This is a genomic window from Streptomyces sp. KL116D (assembly GCF_030766975.1).
GTDB lineage: Bacteria > Actinomycetota > Actinomycetes > Streptomycetales > Streptomycetaceae > Streptomyces > Streptomyces longispororuber_A.
Map to the genome: position 1 here is coordinate 385,373 of NZ_JASERH010000142.1, position 16,860 is coordinate 402,232.

Sequence of the window (16,860 nt, forward strand, 5' to 3'; positions counted from 1 at the left end):
GGCCGGACCGCTGATCCGCCGAGAACCCCCTGGGCCCTCGCTCAGGGGGTTCTCAGCATGCTCGGTTACAGTTGCGCCCTCATGAGCAAGCAGCGGACTGACAGCACGAATTCGGCCACTCCACTGCTGCGTCTGCACCTTTTTGGCGGCTTTGCGGCGACTCGTGACGGCGGCCCCGCGCCCGCCGAGCGCTGGGCCCGCCCCAGCGCCCAGACCCTCGTGAAGCTCCTCGCCGTGGTCCCCGATCACCAGCTCCACCGCGAGCAGGCGATGGACATCTGCTGGCCCGACGCCGATCCGCACTCGGCGACCGGCAGTCTGCGCGTCGCCCTGCACGCCGCGCGCCGTGCCCTGGAACCCGAACTCGCGCCGCGCGCCTCCTCCTCGTACCTGATAACCGACGGCGCCCTGATACGTCTCGATCCGGCCACCGTACGGATCGACGCGGACGAGGCCGAGGCGGCGGCGCGGGCCGCGCTCGCCTCCGGGCGGCCCGGCGAACTGGCGGCGGCGCTGGGCCGGTTCACGGGGGAGCTGCTGCCCGAGGACCGGTACGCGAGCTGGGCCCAGACCCGCCGCGAGCACCTGGCGGCTCTGCGCGAGGAGGTGCTCCTCGCGCTCGCCGCCGCGCACATGGCCCAGGGGTCACCGGCCGAGGCGATCGGGGTCGCCGAGCAGGTCCTTGCCGTGAGCCCCGCCGAGGAGCTGGCCCACCGCATCGTCATCGAGGCCTGTCTGCGCCAGGGGCTGCGGCGCCGGGCCGTGCAGCAGTACCACCTGTGCCGGGCCGCCCTCGACGCCGAACTCGGGGTGCGCCCGGGGCCCGAGACCGAGCGGCTGCACCGGGCCGCCCTGGACACCGCGCCCGCCACCGCCTCCTCCGCGCCCTCGCTCCCGGCGCTCCTGCGGGCCCCGGCGGCGGCGCCGCTGCGCGGCCGTGACAACGTTCTCTCCCGGCTGCTCGCGGCGGACGGGCCGCCGGTCACCCTGCTCACCGGCGAGGCCGGGATCGGCAAGACGTGCCTGGTCGGCGAGGTCGCCCGGCGGGCCGCCGCGGACGGGGCTGCCGTGCTGTGGGGCGGCGGGCACGACGCGGAGGGGCGCACGCCGTACGGGGCGTTCGCGGAGGCCCTCGACGGCTGGCTGGCCGAGTGGGACGCGGCCGAGCGCGCCCAGGTCGGCGCCGAGTATCCCGAACTGGCCGCGTTCCTCCCGTCGCTGGGGCGGGTGCGGGCCGACGGCGAGCGCAGTCCGGAGGAGGAGCGGGACCGGCTGTTCCGGGCGGCGTCCGGACTGCTCGGCGAGGTCTGCGCGACCCGGCCGGTGTGGGTGATCCTCGATGACCTGCACGCCGCCGACGAGGGCTCGTTCCAGCTGCTGAGCCATCTGGCGCGGCGGGGTGAAGGCGCCCTGCGCTTCCTGGTGACCTACCGCGAGGAAGAGGTCCCCGAGGGCGACCCGCGACGCTTCGCGCTGGCCGCGCTGCAACGTCAACGGCTCGCCGTGCGCGAGGAGTTGGGGCGGCTCGACCGGGACGCGTGCCGGGCCGTGGTGCGCGACGCGGGCACGCCGGACGACGGGCTCGACCGTGTCTGGCAGCTCTCGCTGGGCAACCCGCTGTTCGCCCTGGAACTGGCCCGCGGCCCCTTCACGGACGAAGCCCCCGACGGCGTACGGCAGTTGGTGGGCGAGCGGCTCGCACGACTGGACCGGGACACGCGGCGGGTCGTGGAGGCGCTGTCGGTCGCGGGCGGCGAGGCCGCGCTGCCCGAGCTCCTCGACGTCGCCGCGCACGGACTGCGGCCCGCGCTCGACGCGGCGGCCGCCGCCGACGCCCTGGAGGCCGCCATCGCCGTCGCCCTCGTGGAGGAGCGGCAGGTCGTGGTCGCGGGCCGGGCGGAGGCCGGGCTCGCCTTCCGCCACCCGCTGGTCCGTCTCACCTGCTACGAGCAGCTGACGGTCGTACGGCGACAGCAGCTGCACGCCGCGTTCGCGCAGACGGTGCTGCGCCGCCGCCCGGACGCCGTCGACACCCTCGCCTCGCACTTCGCGCGCGCCGACGACCCGCGCGCGGCCGAGTACCTGCACCGCGCCGCCGAGCGGGCCGCCGCCGTCTACGCCAACGACACCGCCGACCGCTACTACCGCGACCTCGTCGCCCGGCTCGACGTGGACGCCGCCCGGGCCCGGCTCGCACACGCCCAAGTGCTGCGCCGCATGGGCCACTTCGGGCAGGCGGCCGACGTGCTGCGGCTCGCGCTCGCCGAGTTCGTGCGGCGCGGCGACCACGACGACACCGTGCTCGCGGCCGCCCGGCTCGCCGAGACCCTCGTCAAGGCCGAGAACCCGGCGGCGGCCCTCACGCTGCTGCACCGGCACGGCCCGGCCGGGGAGACCGGCCCCGAGCCGACGGCCGCCCACTTCCTCGCCCGCTCCGTCGCCCTCGGCGTGCAGGGCGCGTACGAGGACGGGTACGCGGCCGCCCGGCAGGCGCTGGCCGCCGCGCTGCGCGTGCCCGGCGTCACCGGGCAGGGGCTGATCGCGCGCTGCCACGCGGGGCAGGCCACGAACCTGGCGCTCGCCGGACGGTTCCGCGAGGCCCGGGAGGCCGCCGCTCTGGCGCTGGCGCCCGCCGAGGCGTACGGGGACTCGGCGCTGCTCGGTTCCGTGCTGTCCGTGCTGCGGGAGAACGCGCGCCGCGAGGGGCGGCTGCGCGAGGCCGTCGCCACGGGGCGGCGCGCCCTCGGGCTCGCGGAGGAGTCGGGCGATCCGACCGCCGCCGCGTTCGAGCGGGCCAATCTGGCCGAACTGCGGTTGCTGCTGTGCGAGTTCGACGAGGCGCGGGAGCTGGCGGAGGCGGCCGTCGCGGGGGTGGAGGCGGGCGACGCGTGGTCGTTGCCGTACGCGCTCGCGGCGCTGGCCAGGGTACGGATGCGGGACGGGGCGGCCGGGCGGGCCGAGCCGTTGCTCGACCGGGCGGAGCGGCTGGCCGGGGCGGACCGGCAGGCCCACTTCGAGGTGCGCACCGCCCGCGCCGAACTCGCCCTGCTCCAGGGGCGGCCCGAGCGGGTCGTGGCACTGCTGCCCGCTGGGGAGGCGCCGGTGCTCGCCGCGTGGGCCGAACTCCACGCCGGGCGGCGGGAGTCGGCTCGTGCGATCGCCGCGGCGGAGATCGAGCGGGCGGTGGGGGCCGGGGAGCGGCTCGCGGAGGTGGAGGCGCGGGCCGTGCTCGGCGCGGCCGCTCGGGAGGGCGGGGTACTGGACCGTGCGGAGGCGCTGGCCTCCGCGCTGCCCTATCCGGCGGGGGTTGCGCGGGTGCGGGGGGCGCGGGCCCGTTTCGGGGTGGCGGGTTGGGCACCGTAACTCCGACCGTCCGCTGCCTTCTACAGGTCCGGTGGGGCTTCTCGCGCAGTTCCCCGCGCCCCTGAAAGACCGACTTTGTCTACAGGTCCGGTGGGGGCTGGGCGCGCAGTTCCCCGCGCCCCTGAGATGTGCACCTTCGGTGCGACATCTCCCCGACGGGGTGAAGGCTGCGCGCAGCGCATGCCTTCAGGGGCGCGGGGAACTGCGCGAGAAGCCCCACCAGCCCGCACTCGGCAAACAGGGAGACTCCGCCACGGCGAACAGCCGTGCTTCTAGGGGCGCGGGGAACTGCGCGAGAAGCCCCACCGGCCCGCAGGCGGCGGACCAAGAGTCTCGGCCACGGCGCGGAGCCGTGCCTTCAGGGGCGCGGGGAACTGCGCGGGCGGCGACCGCCGGGGCGCACTCGGGCACCCGGAGAGGGCGAGACGCGGGGGCGGGCCCCGCCGCGTGCGCCCAGGCCGGACGCCAACAGCAGCAACGCACCCAGCATGACGAACGGGGCCGCCGTACCCGCCACCCCCGCGATCAGCCCCGCGGAGGCAGGCGCCGCCACCTGCCCGAGACGATTGCCGGTGAGGCGCAGCGCCAGGGCCGTGGAACGGGCATCGGGCGGCGACGCCTGGACGACCGTGGTCATCGACAGGGGCTGGCCCACCCCCAGGCAGAAACCGAGCAGGACCAGGATCACGGCCAGCGCCCACACGGGCACCGGAAGGGCGATCGCCGCGCACAGCACCGCGGCGAGCAGGCACGTCGTGGCGATCAGGAGGGATCGGCCCAGCCAGTCGATGAGCGGGGTCATGACCAGCCGGCAGGCGATCGTGGCGCCCGCGCGCAGGCTCAGCAGGACACCGATCACGGACGGCGCGATCCCCCGGTGCTCGCCGACGACGGGGAGGTACGCCGTGAGGATGTCCGTGGCCGAGAGCACGGCGAGGCTGATGAAGATGCCGCCGGGGACGCCACGGGTGCGCAGGATGCGGTGGACGGGGACGCGGGGCGTGTCCTTGCCCGTACCGGAACTCGTCGGCGTACGACGGGACTCGATGCGCCACAGCGTGGTGCAGGCGACCACGCAGACGCCCGCCGAGACGATCAGCGCCCGTGCGCTGGTGCCCGCCATGTCGGGGCCGCCGATGACCGCGCCCGCGGCGATCGGGCCGACGAGCTGGCCCAGGGAGGCGCCGATGGTGAAGTGGCCGAAGTTGCGGTCCTGTTCGTCCGGCGCGGACTGGCGGGCGACGATCGACTGGGCGCCGATGACGAAGCAGAGGTGGCCGAGCCCCATCACCCCGCTCCACGCCGCCATCCAAGTGAGGGAGCCGGCCGTGCCGCTGAGCGCGCAGCCGCCCGCGATGAGGACGACGCCGACGGGCAGCAGCGGGGCGCACCGGCCGTGGTCGGTGCGGCGGCCGAGCGGGACGGCGGCGAAGAGCGGGAGCAGGGCGTAGACCCCCGCGATGACGCCGACGGCACGCTCGTCGGCGCCGAGCGCGAGGGCCCGGTAGGACACGGCGGGCCGCGCCATCGACACCGCCCCCTGCGCGAAGGCGAAGGCGATGACGAGGCGCAGCAGCCAGCCGCGGGAGACGGTCGTCACGGGGTCACAGGATCCCGAAGAGGAAGCCGGCGCCGAGGACGACGAGGGCGGTCAGGGCGGCCCATTTCACGGTGAACTTGGTGTGGTCGCCGAACTCGACCTTGGCCATGCCCACGAGGACGTAGACGGCGGGCACCAGCGGGCTGGACATGTGCAGCGGCTGGCCGACGAGCGAGGCGCGGGCGATCTCCAGGGAGGAGACGCCGTGCGCGGCGCCGGCCTCGGAGAGGACCGGCACGATGCCGAAGTAGAAGCCGTCGTTCGACATGAAGTACGTGAAGGGGATCGACAGGACGCCGGTGACGAGGGCCATGTGCGGGCCCATCCAGTCGGGGATGCCGCCGACGACCCACTCGGCCATGTGGTCGACCATGCCGGTGCCCTGGAGGACGCCGGTGAAGACGGCGGCGGCGAAGACCATGCCGGAGACGTTGAGGACGTTCTCGGCGTGGGCGCCGATGCGCGCCTTCTGGTCGGGCATGTGCGGGTAGTTGACGGAGAGGGCGAGGGCGGCGCCGAGCATGAAGAGGACCGGGATCGGCAGCCACTCCATGATCATGGCGGTGAGCAGGGTGACCGTCAGGAGCGCGTTGAACCAGTAGAGCTTGGGGCGGAGCGTGGCGCGGTTCGGGTCGAGGCCCGCGAACGTCTCGCCGTCCTCGTTCTCGAAGGAGGGCGCCGCGTGGTCGCCGCCGCCGGTGGCCGCCTTGCCGGAGGCCGGGCCGCCGCCCGCGCCGACCAGGACCTTCTCGTCGGCGGTCTCGGTCACGGTCTCGGTGACCTCGTCCAGCGAGAGATACCCGAGGCGCTTGCGCTCACGACGGCCGAGGACGTACGCGAGGACGAAGACGAAGACGAGGCCCACGGCGAGCGCCGGGATCATCGGCACGAAGATGTCGCTGGCGTCGAGCTTGAGCGCGGTGGCGGCGCGGGCCGTGGGGCCGCCCCAGGGCAGGGTGTTCATGACGCCGTTGGCGGTCGCGGCGACACCGGTCATCACGACGAGGCTCATCTTCAGGCGCTTGTACAGCGGGTACATCGCCGAGACGGTGATCATGAAGGTGGTGGAGCCGTCGCCGTCGAGGGAGACGATCGCGGCGAGCACGGCGGTGCCGACGACGATCCGCACCGGGTCGGCCTTGGCGAACTTCAGGATGCCGCGGACGATCGGGTCGAAGAGGCCGACGTCGATCATCACGCCGAAGTAGACGATCGCGAACATCAGCATCGCGGCGGTGGGCGCCAGGTCGCCGATGCCGGCGATGACGTAGTCGCCGAGGTGGGCCCCCTTGCCCACCAGCACGCAGAACAGTGCGGGGATGAGCACGAGCGCCGCGATCGGCGACACCTTCTTCATCATGATCAGCACCAGGAAGGTGGCGATCATGACGAATCCGAGGATCGTCAGCATGGGTGGGTTCCTATCCGTTCGCCGTTGAAGTTCGCCGTTGAACTCCCACTCGGGGATGGCGGTCAGCGAGACGTTAGGGCCCGTCCATTTGCGTTAACAAGATGTTGACGCGTGAGCAATAAGCGCAAAACTCCAGGTCACAGCGTTGGGGCCGACGGGTTCAGTCCAGGACGCGCGCCAGGTACGCCCGCAGCAGCGCCCGCGTCTCCTCGATGATCGGCCCGTCGCCCGCCGGGTCGAGCCGGAAGGCGAGGCGGACCAGGGCGTCGGCGGACTCGACGGCGACCAGGAACGTGCGGCGCAGGGTGGGGTCGGGGGTGCGGCCGAGGTGGGGGGCGAGGAGGTCGGTGAGGGTGTCGGCGACGCGGTGGTTGGGGTCGGCGTCGGGTGCGCCCACCGGGATCTGGGTGCCGAAGTCGACGAGGGAGAAGCCGGGGGCGGTGCGCTTCATGGCGAGGTACTCGTCGAGGATCGCGTCCATCGCGCCCCGCCAGTCGTCGGCCGGGAGCGCGCCGAGCCGCTCGCGCACCCGCTCCGCGTAGCGCTCCAGGTTGCGCTGGGCCAGGGCGTCGACCATGGCCCGCTTGTTGCTGAAGAAGCGGTAGACCGAGCCGATGGGGACGTCGGCGCGGATGGCGACGGCGCGGGTGCTCAGCTCGTCGTAGCCGGCTTCGTCGAGGAGTCCCGCGCAGGCGTCGAGGATCCGGGCCAGTCGCTCGGCGCTGCGCTGCTGAACGGGCGTGCGGCGCAAGGGCGTCGGTGGAGGCATGCCGATCACCCTACGGCCGGGGACGCGGTCTCGGCGCCGGACGCGGTGAGGTCGGCGGTGGCCTCGACCGGGGTGCCGTCGACCGCCCACACGGTGTGGTCGTCGGCGAAGAGCCGGGCGGTGAGCTGGTGGGTGCCGCGGCTGAGCCGGCGGCCGTCGAGGTGGTGGCCGGTCGCGCGCAGCACGGCCAGACGCCTGCCGTCGAGGTAGAGCCGGGCGTAGCCGCGGCCGTGCTCGGCGCGGGACGGGGTGCCCGCCGGGCTGAGCCGGAAGTGGCGGACCCGGATGCGGATGTCCCAGCCGCCGTCCCGGCTCCCGTCCGGGGTGACGACGACGCCGACCTCCGGGGCGTCCTCCTCGGGGATCTGCCGGAACCGGTGGCCCTCGTCGTCGGTGCGGTCGAGGACCGTGCCGACCTGGCGCGGTCCCCCGTCGTCGGAGCCGCAGCCGGCGAGGCCCGTGACGAGGGCGCACGCGAGGAGGGCGGCGGCGATTCGTCGGCCCGGCGGCGTCCTCAGCATGCCCGGGACAGTAGAGGACTGTTCACGTCTGCGGATCCCTCTCGGGGAGGAGCCGCACCCCGCGGGGGTGGCCCTGCGGCGTACCTCTTGCGCGGGGTGCCCGTGAATCCTACGGTTGTCCATAGGAATCATTGACGAGGGAGCGATGATGAGCGGGGACGTTCGCAAGACGGCCGAAGGCCTCACCTATCTGACGGGCTTCGGCAACGAGCACGCGTCGGAGGCCGTGCCCGGGGCCCTGCCCGAGGGACGGAACTCTCCGCAGCGCGCCCCGCTCGGCCTGTACGCGGAGCAGCTCAGCGGCAGCGCGTTCACCGAGCCGCGCGCCCACAACCGGCGTTCGTGGCTGTACCGGATCCGTCCGTCGGCGGCGCACCCGGAGTTCACCCGCGGCGACAACCTCGGGGTCCGCACGGCGCCGTTCCACGAGACGGTGCCCGACCCGAACCGCCGCCGCTGGAACCCGCTGCCGGACCCGGCGCCCGGCACGGACTGGCTGGCGGGCCTGTGGACGCTCGGCGGCAACGGCGACGCGACGCAGCGCACCGGCATGGCCGTGCACCTCTACCACGCCAACTCCTCGATGACCGACCGGGTGTTCAGCGACGCCGACGGCGAGCTGCTGATCGTCCCGGAGCTCGGCGGGCTGCTGCTGCGCACGGAGTTCGGGCTGCTGGCGGTGGCGCCGGGCGAGGTGGCGCTGGTCCCGCGCGGCGTCCGCTTCCGCGTGGAGCTCCTGGACGGGACGGCCCGCGGGTACGTGTGCGAGAACTACGGCGCGCCGTTCCAGCTGCCCGACCTCGGCCCGATCGGCGCCAACGGCCTGGCGAACGCACGGGACTTCCGGGCCCCGGTCGCCGCGTACGAGGACGCGGAGGACGCGGAGGACGCGGTGGAGGTGGTGAACAAGTACTGCGGCAACCTCTGGACCGCGACGTACGACCACTCCCCGCTGGACGTCGTGGCCTGGCACGGCAATCACGTCCCGTACGTGTACGACCTGCGCCGCTTCAACGTCATCGGGACGATCTCCTACGACCACCCGGACCCGTCGATCTTCACGGTGCTGACGTCCCCGTCCGACACCCCCGGTCTCGCGGGAGTCGACTTCGTCGTCTTCGCGCCGCGCTGGCTGGTGGGCGAGGACACGTTCCGCCCGCCGTACTTCCACCGGAACGTGATGAGCGAGTACATGGGGCTCATCGAGGGGGCCTACGACGCGAAGGCGGAGGGCTTCGTGCCGGGCGGCGGCTCGCTGCACAACATGATGTCGGCGCACGGGCCCGACCGGGAGACGTTCGATCGCGCGAGCGCGGCCGAGCTGAAGCCGGCCAAGGTGGACGACGGTCTTGCGTTCATGTTCGAGACGCGGTGGCCCGTGGTGCTTGCTCCGCAGGCTGAGCGGGCCGGGCATCTGCAGCGGGGGTACGACGAGGTGTGGCGGGGTCTGGAGCGGCACTTCCGGGGGTGACCGGGATGCGCTTCGGCGTCCGCCGGGTTCGGAGCACTGGCGTCCGCGGGCCGGTGGGGCTTCTCGCGCAGTTCCCCGCGCCCCTGGGGCGACCCGTTGAAGGCTGCGCGTCAGCGCATGCCTTCCAGGGGCGCGGGGAACTGCGCGACCAGCCCCCACCGGGGAGCACCCGCCCACCGCACCGGAACCCGGCAGACCAGAAGGTGCCCACCCCCGCCGCCACATTGCGTCAAGGCCCCCCGACCGATACGGATAACCCGTGACGTCATTCGCCCCGGACTCGATCGTCCTGAACCGCAAGTTGCCGCTCTGGTATCAGGTGTCGCAGTCCCTGCGCGCCTCCATACTCGGCAGATCCCCGCACGACCCCCTCCGCCTCCCCACCGAGGAACAGCTCGCGGGCCACTACGGAGTCTCCGTGCTCACGATGCGGCAGGCCCTGAAGGAGCTGGAGGACGAGGGGCTGATCACCCGGCACCGGCGCCGCGGCACCTTCATCGAACCGGACGTGCGGCAGAGCGCCCCGGTCCGCCTGCTGGGGTCCGTCGACGCGATCGTGGCGCAGCAGTCCGGCATGACGACGGAGCTGCTGGACCACGGCCCGGCCCCGGTCCCGGTGGCGTACGCGGAGCTGTTCCCCGGGGCCGACACCGTCGCGGCGTACCACCGGCTGCGCTCCGACGAGAAGACCGGCGAGCCGACGAACCACGCCCGCAACTACGTGCGCCCCGAGCTGGGCGAGCAGATCGACCTGGACGATCTGGCGCGCTGGCCGATGACGAAGGTGCTGCGGGACGTCGTCGGCGTGCGGATCAGCCGGATCACGGACTCGGTGGAGGCGCGCCTCGCGGACCCGGAGACGGCCCGGCTCCTGGAGGTGCCGTTGCTGAGCCCGATCCTGCACTACACCGGCATCACGTACGACGAGGAGGGGCGGGTCCTGGACGTGGCGGTCATCCACTACCGCGGGGACCGGTTCTCCTTCACGGTGACGCTGGACGCCGATTGAGCGCGCGGGCCGGGGACGTACGATGCCGGGCGTGACGAACGACCGGCTCACCGATGCCCTGCCGCTGGCGGACCTCATGCCGTGGTCCGTCGCCCCGCTGCGTCTGGGCCGGTCCTGGCCCGTCGCGCCGGACGCCGCGTCCCTCAGGGCGCGTTGGGACTCCTTCGTACGGTCGGAGCCGGCCGAGCGGGAGGCGCTGCTCGAACCGTCCCGGGTCCGGACGCTGCACGCGGCGGCGGCCCAGCTCCCCGGTCAGCGGGCGGGCACCGAACCGCTGGCGCAGGCCGCGGGGCCGTGCCCCGAGCCGGTGCGGGTGCTGCACGGGCCGTTCGACGAGCAGTGGCTCATCCCCGACCAGCGGCTGATCGACGCGGCCCGCCCCGAGTTGTGGCGGGTGGCGGACGCGCGCCAGCTGTTCCTGGTGGAGCAGGGGTACGTGCCCGAGGGCGGCGGCCCCGCCGTGCTGGCCTGCGCGGTCCTCCCCGAGGGCCGCTCCCCCGCCGGCCGGCCGGGCCGGATCCGCCCGCTGTACCGGCGCCCGGACGGCGCGGAGCCGAACGTGGCGCCCGGTCTGCTCACGCACCTGTCCGGGACGTACGACACCGAGGTGCGGGCCGAGGACCTGCTCGCGTGGATCCTGGCCGTGGCCGTCCGGGACGCGGCGGGCTGCCGGGTGCCGCTGACCGCGGATCCGGACGTGTGGGCGCGCGGCGTCGAACTGGGCCGCCGCGCGCTGTGGTTGCAGCGTCGCGGGGAGGGCGCCGAGCGTCCCAAGCTGCCCGGCGGGCGGCGGCCGTACGTGCGGGCGCCGCTGCCGGACCGTCCGGCCGAGCTGCTCTACGACCGGGACGAGGAGGCACTCCTGGTCGGCGACGGACGCATCTCCCCGGTGCCCGCGGCGGCCTGGGACTTCCACGTCGGCGGGGTCCGGGTCCTGGAGCAGTGGTTCGGGCGGCGCACCGCGCGGGGCGAGCCGGGCACGCTGTCGGCCGTGCGTCCGGCGACCTGGCCGCAGGCGTGGACGTCGGAGCTGCTCGAACTGGTCACGGCGCTGGCGCTGCTGGCCGAACTGCGCCCGCTGCAGGACGAGTTGCGGGCTTCGCTCGGGGCCGAGCCCGTCACTCCGGCCGAGCTGCGCCGGGCCCGGATCCTGCCGGTCCCGGAGTCCGCCCGCCGTCCGGCGTCGGTCCTGGACCACCACGAGGAGGGCCCCGGCGGCCAGTTCGCCCTCCTCTGAACGTCCCTTCCCCTGAACGTCCCTTCCCCTGAACGCCCCTTCCTCGGAACGTCAGGGGGCGTGGTCAGGCGGGCGCGGGCCCCGCGAAGCCGTCCAGGGTGCGCGCCAGGGCCCGCTCGAACACGGCCTCCAGGTCGATGGGCCCGGAGTCCTCGGCGAAGGCGGCGGCGAGGCGCGGATACTTGCCCGAGGCCACCTGGCCGCCCAAGTAGGCGATCCGCACGGCCTGTTCCCGCTCGGCGCTCCACGGCAGGGACCGGGTGCGCTCGGCCGTGGCGATCTCGTTGGCGACGTAGGTGGTCACCACGCTCGTCACGGCGGCGACCAGTTCCATCTTGGTGCCGTACGGGGCGTCGAGCGGGTCCAGGCAGGTCATGCAGTACTCCAGGTACCGCAGGGCGTTGGGGCTGAAGCCGTACACCGGTGACATCAGGCCCGGCAGCCACGGGTGCCGGTGCATGAGAGCCCGCGCCTGCCGGGCGAGTCCGAGCACGTCGGCCCGCCAGTCGCCGGTCGGCTCCGGGTAGGCGTACTCGGCGCTGACGGCGTCGACCATCAGCTCGTACAGGTCCTCCTTGCGCGGCACGTAGTTGTACAGCGACATCGTGCCCATGCCCAGCTCACCGGCGATCTTCCGCATGGAGACCGCGTCGATGCCCTCGGCGTCGGCGACCCGCACGGCGGCGGCCGCGATGTCGGCCCTGCTGTGCGCGGGCCGTGGGCCACGTCCGGTGCGCTCGGGGCGCGCCCAGATCACTTCTGGTTCGGCCGCTCGGCCCGCCATGGATCATCACCTCGCGCACCATCCTAGTTACGTACACCGTACGTAGTGCGCTACGGTGGCGCCATGACTTCTACGTACGCTGTACTTAGTGAAGGTCTGGAGAAGCGGTTCGGCCCACGGAACGATCCGGCGAAGACGGTGCACGCCCTGCGCGGTCTCGATCTGGCGGTGCGCGAGGGGACGGTCTGCGGTCTGCTCGGGCCGAACGGGGCGGGCAAGACGACCGCGGTCCGGCTGCTCACCACGCTGCTGCGACCGGACGCCGGCACCGCGCGTGTCGCGGGCCACGACATCACCACCGACGCCGACGCGGTCCGCCGCAGCATCGGGGTCACCGGCCAGTACGCGTCGGTCGACGGCGACCTCACCGGCCGGGAGAACCTGCGCCTGTTCGCCCGGCTGCTGCGGGCGCCGCGCGACCGTGCCGACGAACTCCTCGACCGGTTCGGTCTCGCGACGGCCGCCGACCGGCCGGCCCGCACCCTGTCGGGCGGGCTGCGCAGGCGCCTCGACCTCGCGTCGAGCCTGCTCACCCGGCCCGCGGTCCTCTTCCTCGACGAGCCGACGACCGGCCTCGACCCGCACAGCAGGAACGGCATCTGGGAGGCCGTCCGCGAGCTGGCCGGGGAGGGCACGACCGTGCTGCTGACGACGCAGTACCTGGAGGAGGCCGACCGGCTGGCCGACGACGTCGTGCTGATCGACGGCGGCCGGGCCGCCCACTCCGGCACCCCCGCCGAGCTGAAGGCACAGATCGGCCACTACGCGGAGATCGTGGTCCCCGAGGGCGCGGGCGAGCCGGCGCTGCACGCGGCCGCGGTCGTCCTCGACCAGCTCACCGGCGCCCGCCCGCGGGTGGACCCGGAGCGCCGCACCGTCGGCGCGGTCGTGCTCGACCCGGCCGTCACGCTGCCCCGGGTCGTCCGTGAACTCGACGCGGCCGGCGTGCCGTTGCTGGACGCGACGCTGCGCCCGCCCACGCTCGACGAGGTGTTCCTGCGCCTCACCGTCACCCGCCCCGCCCCCGAGGAGGCCGCCGCATGAGCACCGCGATCCTGTACGACGGCACCGCCGTGCTCGGCCGTCATCTCCAGCGGATCCGGCACGCCCCGGCGATCCTGGTCATGACGCAGACGATGCCGATCGTGTTCCTGCTGTTCTTCGGCTACGTCTTCGGCAGCGCGCTGGCCATGCCGGGCTCGGACTACCGGGCGTTCCTGGTGCCGGGCATGCTGGTGGCGACGGCGGCCAACGGGATCATGACCGGGATGTTCACGGCCGCCCAGGACTCGCACCGCGGCGTCATGGACCGGTTCAGGACGCTGCCGATGAGCCGGGCGGCGGTACCGCTCGGGCAGGCCGTGGCGGACCTGCTGACCACCGCGGCCGGGCTGGTGCCGCTGGTCCTGGTGGGGCTCGCGATGGGCTGGCGGATCGAGGGCGGGGCGCCGGGCGCGCTCGGCGCGTTCGGCCTGCTGCTCCTCTTCCGGTTCGCGACGACGTGGGTCGGGATCCTGTTCGGGCTCGTCTCGCGGAGCGAGGAGGCGGCGGGACAGCTGGGCAGTGCGACGTTCATGCTGCCGCTGCTCTCGAACGCGTACATCCCGACCGACGGCATGCCCGGGTGGGTGCGCACGGTCGCCGAGTGGAACCCGATCAGCGCGGTGGCCACGGCGGTGCGCGAGCTGTTCGGCAACGCGCCGGTGCCGCACGGTGCGGCGTGGCCGGTGACGCATCCGGTGGCCGGTTCGCTGGCCTGGTGCGCGGTGCTGCTCGCGGTGTGCGTGCCGCTCGCCGTCCGCCGGTACGCGAACGCCGGGCGGTGAGCGGCACGCGGCGCCTCAGGTCTGGGGCGCCGGTTCGGGGCCGAGCGAGGAGAACTTCTCCTGCGACACGATCCGCTGCGGCGGCCAGGTGATGTTGTCCGGCGGCCACTTCTGGCCGGTCTTCTTCAGGAACCAGGCGGGCGGCTCGTACATGGGCGGTTCGTAGCCCGCCGGGAGCGCCGTCTTCCACCGCACGCCCTTGGTGCGCTCCCCGAACTCGTCCTTGATGGCCTTGAGCCGGGCGGGCTGGGTGATCAGGTCGACCGCGGTCGCCGCCAGATACCGTGCGGCGGCCACCACGGCGGCCTGGCCGGGTGCCGCCGCGGCGCAGGCGGCGGTGGACCAGGTGTGCATCTTCGTGCCGATCGGCGCGAGCGCGGCCCCCATCGACACGGTCGGCACGTTCCAGCTGATGTCGGCGACGTCGGTGGAACCGCCGCCCATGAACACGGGGTTGGGCGGCGTCAGTTCGCCGATCTTGGCGTGCATGCCCTGCTGCGGGAGGCCCAGCGACTCCTGCAGCTCCTTCGCCAGCCGGTGGGCATCGTCCGGGAATTCGGGCGGTCCGATCTGCCGCATGTTCTCGTGCAGCAGCTCGGCGAAGGACTTCGACGGCAGCTGGTTCCAGCAGGCCGACGTGATCCGGTGCCCGACCTTCGTCTGGGAGGCCTTGGCGGCGGCCTCGGACACGGCGACGACCTTGTCGAGCAGGACCTGGACGCGGGCCGGGCTGGCCTCCCGCACGTAGTAGCTGATCTCGGCGATCTCCGGGGTCACGTTCGGGATGTCGCCGCCGTTGTTGATGACCCAGTGCAGCCGGCCGGAGGGGGCGAGGTTCTCCTCGCGCAGGAACTCCGACATCGTCGCCATCATCACGGCGGCGTCCAGCGCCGACTTGTTGCCGAGCGGGGTGCCGCCGTGGCCCGCGACGCCGAGGAAGGTGAAGGTGACCGCGGTCATGGCCGTGGTCGAGCCCCAGCCCGTCGCGTTGGCGGTCGACGGGTGCCAGTCGAGGAACGCGTCGAGCCCCTCGTACACGCCCTTGCTGACCGCGTACGTCTTGCCGATCAGCGCCTCCTCGGCGGTCGATCCGAAGAACTTCACGGTGACGGGCAGCTTGTGCTTCTTCGCCGCCTGGGCGACGGCCGCGGCCGCGGCGGCGGCCGCCGTGCCGAGCGCGCTGTGCCCGCAGCCGTGACCGGGCCCGTAGCCGGGGGCGAAGGGGTCGTGGACGTACTCGCGGGGATCGTGGTGTCCGACGCCCTTGTTCTGGGAGAGGCCGGGCAGCGCGTCGTACTCGCCGCTGAAGCCGAGGACCGGGCCGCCGCTGCCGTGGGTGAAGGTCGCGGTGAACGCCGTGGGGAAGCCGGCGGTGCCGAACTTCACGTCGAATCCGGCCCGTTCGAGGAACCCGGCCTCGGCGAGCGAGGAGTTCCACTCGCGCAGCGAGAGCTCCGCGTGCTCCCAGATCTCGGCGTTCAGGCCGGTGATCCGGGAGGTGTTGGAGGTGATCCAGGCGAGGGCCGACGACTTGGCGGGGCTGTCCTCGGCGAGGCCCTCGGGGGCCTGGTAGGAGGCCGGCGTCGTGTCGTCGGCCGCGGCCGACGCGGGGTCGGCGTCGGCGGTCACGGCCGCGGCCGTGACTCCGGCGGCGCCGAGGAGCTGCATGATGCGGCGTCTGCTGAGCTGGGGGCCGGCGGCCATCAGTGCCGCGTTGTGCTCGTGCTGGTCGTGCAGGTCACACACACGTACCTCCGGGGGTGAGGTGGTGTAGCTGTATCGGCCATCGACGATCAAGCGACACAGTGGACCCCGGAGGTTGCTCCGTCAACATCCGTGCATGACAAGCCTGTTACGCCAGCCGCAGGCAACGAGCGAAGGCCCGCACCCGATCTCCACGCCGAGGCGCCCGCCGCATGCCGTGGGGATGACGGTCGCGAAGATGCGCAGCGGTACGCCGGACGGCGCGGAGGTCGAGTGCGGGCCTGAGCCCTTGCTGGGCCGGCGGCTTGCCTAGTGGCCGCCGAACAGCGTGCGGCGCAGCCGCCGCAGCGGCGCGAAGAGCGAGACCCGTCGCATCCGTGCGCGGCTCCCGCTGCGCTCGTGCGCGGTGTCACGCGCGGTCAGCTCCCGCATCAGCGTCGTCGCCTCGACCGTCTCGCGCTGCGGGACGGCGGGGCCGCCGAGCACCGAGAGATGGCGGTCGAGGCGCGAACTGGTCGCGCTGCTCCCGCAGGTGATCGCAGGCACTCGAGGCCTGCTGCGCACTGTTATCTGTTCCATGTCACTCCCCACCCGTACGAGGGCACCCGGCCCGGGCAGGTTAACCCTATCGCCCCCGCGTGACACTCGTGTATCCCGGTCGCAGGATTCACCTCCCTCATAAGGAGGTTGACGCGCTCTCACCGATTACTCTCCGAATCCGACTGATTTCAGGGCGAGTTGGACAAGAGGGGCGGTTGTGGGCCGCTCCGAGCCGCCGTCCGGCTCGGTCGTGACAGCGAGTGAGGACGCGCTCGCAGTCAAGCCGGAGGCCAGGAACGGCGTGTCGGAGCCGTTGTCGGGCAGCACACCGAGGGAACGCGGGGCTCCGGAGCCGGACATCAGCCACAGCTGGTGGTCGCGTCCCGGCGGGGGCGGGGCGAGGTCCGTGACGGTGATCACGGCGCCGCCCCGGGACGCCGACGCGACCACGGAGAGGCCGCCGTCGCGCGCGGCGGCCGCATCGGGCGCCGCCAGAACGTGGTTGATCTCACGCGCCCGCGCCCGCCCCGCGTCGAGCTGGTCCTGAGTACGGCTCAGCTCCACGCCGAGCAGCACCGCCGCCACGAGGGCGAGGACCGCGGCGCCCGCGGCGAGCGGCACGAGC

The 16,860-nt window shown here is 73.6% G+C and carries 14 protein-coding genes; 6 read left to right on the forward strand and 8 right to left on the reverse strand.

Annotated features, from left to right (window positions below; all coding sequences use genetic code 11):
• Positions 1-81: 81 nt before the first annotated feature.
• Positions 82-3,363 (forward strand): AAA family ATPase, encoded by a 3,282-nt coding sequence (locus RBJ77_RS56705; RefSeq protein WP_372352138.1) that lies wholly within the window; start codon positions 82-84, stop codon positions 3,361-3,363.
• 358 nt (positions 3,364-3,721) lie between these two features.
• Here RBJ77_RS56705 and RBJ77_RS56710 read toward each other — a convergent pair whose 3' ends face one another.
• The 4 genes from RBJ77_RS56710 to RBJ77_RS56725 form a co-directional block, all read right to left on the reverse strand.
• Entirely contained in the window at positions 3,722-4,963 is a 1,242-nt protein-coding gene (locus tag RBJ77_RS56710) for an MFS transporter (RefSeq protein WP_372352139.1), read from the reverse strand.
• A 4-nt stretch (positions 4,964-4,967) separates the two neighbouring features.
• Positions 4,968-6,374, reverse strand: coding sequence for a CitMHS family transporter (locus tag RBJ77_RS56715; protein WP_372352140.1), 1,407 nt, complete (start codon positions 6,372-6,374; stop codon positions 4,968-4,970).
• 160 nt (positions 6,375-6,534) lie between these two features.
• Positions 6,535-7,143 (reverse strand): TetR family transcriptional regulator, encoded by a 609-nt coding sequence (locus RBJ77_RS56720; RefSeq protein WP_372352141.1) that lies wholly within the window; start codon positions 7,141-7,143, stop codon positions 6,535-6,537.
• Positions 7,144-7,148: 5 nt separating this feature from the next.
• Complete coding sequence (locus tag RBJ77_RS56725) at positions 7,149-7,664, reverse strand: hypothetical protein (protein ID WP_372352142.1); 516 nt, start codon at positions 7,662-7,664, stop codon at positions 7,149-7,151.
• A 148-nt stretch (positions 7,665-7,812) separates the two neighbouring features.
• Between RBJ77_RS56725 and hmgA the strand changes: the two genes are divergently transcribed.
• From hmgA to RBJ77_RS56740, 3 genes are all read left to right on the forward strand, one after another.
• Positions 7,813-9,135, forward strand: a complete 1,323-nt coding sequence (hmgA, locus tag RBJ77_RS56730) for a homogentisate 1,2-dioxygenase (protein ID WP_372352143.1) — start codon at positions 7,813-7,815, stop codon at positions 9,133-9,135.
• 259 nt (positions 9,136-9,394) lie between these two features.
• Positions 9,395-10,144 (forward strand): GntR family transcriptional regulator, encoded by a 750-nt coding sequence (locus RBJ77_RS56735; protein ID WP_372352144.1) that lies wholly within the window; start codon positions 9,395-9,397, stop codon positions 10,142-10,144.
• A 22-nt stretch (positions 10,145-10,166) separates the two neighbouring features.
• The gene (locus RBJ77_RS56740) at positions 10,167-11,381 is read left to right on the forward strand and encodes a type ISP restriction/modification enzyme (protein ID WP_372352145.1); all 1,215 of its coding nucleotides are present in this window, start codon (positions 10,167-10,169) and stop codon (positions 11,379-11,381) included.
• A gap of 64 nt (positions 11,382-11,445) precedes the next feature.
• On the opposite strand, the gene RBJ77_RS56745 is transcribed toward RBJ77_RS56740, so the two are convergent.
• Entirely contained in the window at positions 11,446-12,165 is a 720-nt protein-coding gene (locus tag RBJ77_RS56745) for a TetR/AcrR family transcriptional regulator (RefSeq protein ID WP_372352146.1), read from the reverse strand.
• 63 nt (positions 12,166-12,228) lie between these two features.
• On the opposite strand from RBJ77_RS56745, the gene RBJ77_RS56750 reads away from it, so the two are divergent.
• Both RBJ77_RS56750 and RBJ77_RS56755 read left to right on the forward strand, forming a co-directional pair.
• A complete protein-coding gene (locus tag RBJ77_RS56750) occupies positions 12,229-13,209 on the forward strand; it encodes an ATP-binding cassette domain-containing protein (RefSeq protein WP_372352147.1) in 981 nt (326 codons plus the stop codon).
• Complete coding sequence (locus RBJ77_RS56755) at positions 13,206-13,991, forward strand: ABC transporter permease (RefSeq protein ID WP_372352148.1); 786 nt, start codon at positions 13,206-13,208, stop codon at positions 13,989-13,991. The genes RBJ77_RS56750 and RBJ77_RS56755 overlap by 4 nt, the downstream gene beginning before the upstream one ends.
• 15 nt (positions 13,992-14,006) lie before the next feature.
• Here RBJ77_RS56755 and RBJ77_RS56760 read toward each other — a convergent pair whose 3' ends face one another.
• The 3 genes from RBJ77_RS56760 to RBJ77_RS56770 all read right to left on the reverse strand — a co-directional run.
• Positions 14,007-15,737, reverse strand: coding sequence for an amidohydrolase (locus tag RBJ77_RS56760; protein ID WP_372352149.1), 1,731 nt, complete (start codon positions 15,735-15,737; stop codon positions 14,007-14,009).
• A gap of 267 nt (positions 15,738-16,004) precedes the next feature.
• A complete protein-coding gene (locus RBJ77_RS56765) occupies positions 16,005-16,274 on the reverse strand; it encodes a hypothetical protein (protein WP_255981188.1) in 270 nt (89 codons plus the stop codon).
• A gap of 126 nt (positions 16,275-16,400) precedes the next feature.
• Positions 16,401-16,860, reverse strand: a 460-nt coding sequence (locus tag RBJ77_RS56770) for an anti-sigma factor (protein WP_372352150.1), incomplete at its 5' end; no start/stop codon positions are given.

Coding starts and splice junctions, on each gene's coding strand:
- RBJ77_RS56715 (WP_372352140.1), bottom strand. CDS start 6,374: ATGCTGACGATCCTCGGATTCGTCATGATCGCCACCTTCCTGGTGCTG.
- RBJ77_RS56705 (WP_372352138.1), top strand. CDS start 82: ATGAGCAAGCAGCGGACTGACAGCACGAATTCGGCCACTCCACTGCTG.
- RBJ77_RS56750 (WP_372352147.1), top strand. CDS start 12,229: ATGACTTCTACGTACGCTGTACTTAGTGAAGGTCTGGAGAAGCGGTTC.
- hmgA (WP_372352143.1), top strand. CDS start 7,813: ATGAGCGGGGACGTTCGCAAGACGGCCGAAGGCCTCACCTATCTGACG.
- RBJ77_RS56745 (WP_372352146.1), bottom strand. CDS start 12,165: ATGGCGGGCCGAGCGGCCGAACCAGAAGTGATCTGGGCGCGCCCCGAG.
- RBJ77_RS56740 (WP_372352145.1), top strand. CDS start 10,167: ATGCCGGGCGTGACGAACGACCGGCTCACCGATGCCCTGCCGCTGGCG.
- RBJ77_RS56765 (WP_255981188.1), bottom strand. CDS start 16,274: ATGGAACAGATAACAGTGCGCAGCAGGCCTCGAGTGCCTGCGATCACC.
- RBJ77_RS56725 (WP_372352142.1), bottom strand. CDS start 7,664: ATGCTGAGGACGCCGCCGGGCCGACGAATCGCCGCCGCCCTCCTCGCG.
- RBJ77_RS56720 (WP_372352141.1), bottom strand. CDS start 7,143: ATGCCTCCACCGACGCCCTTGCGCCGCACGCCCGTTCAGCAGCGCAGC.
- RBJ77_RS56755 (WP_372352148.1), top strand. CDS start 13,206: ATGAGCACCGCGATCCTGTACGACGGCACCGCCGTGCTCGGCCGTCAT.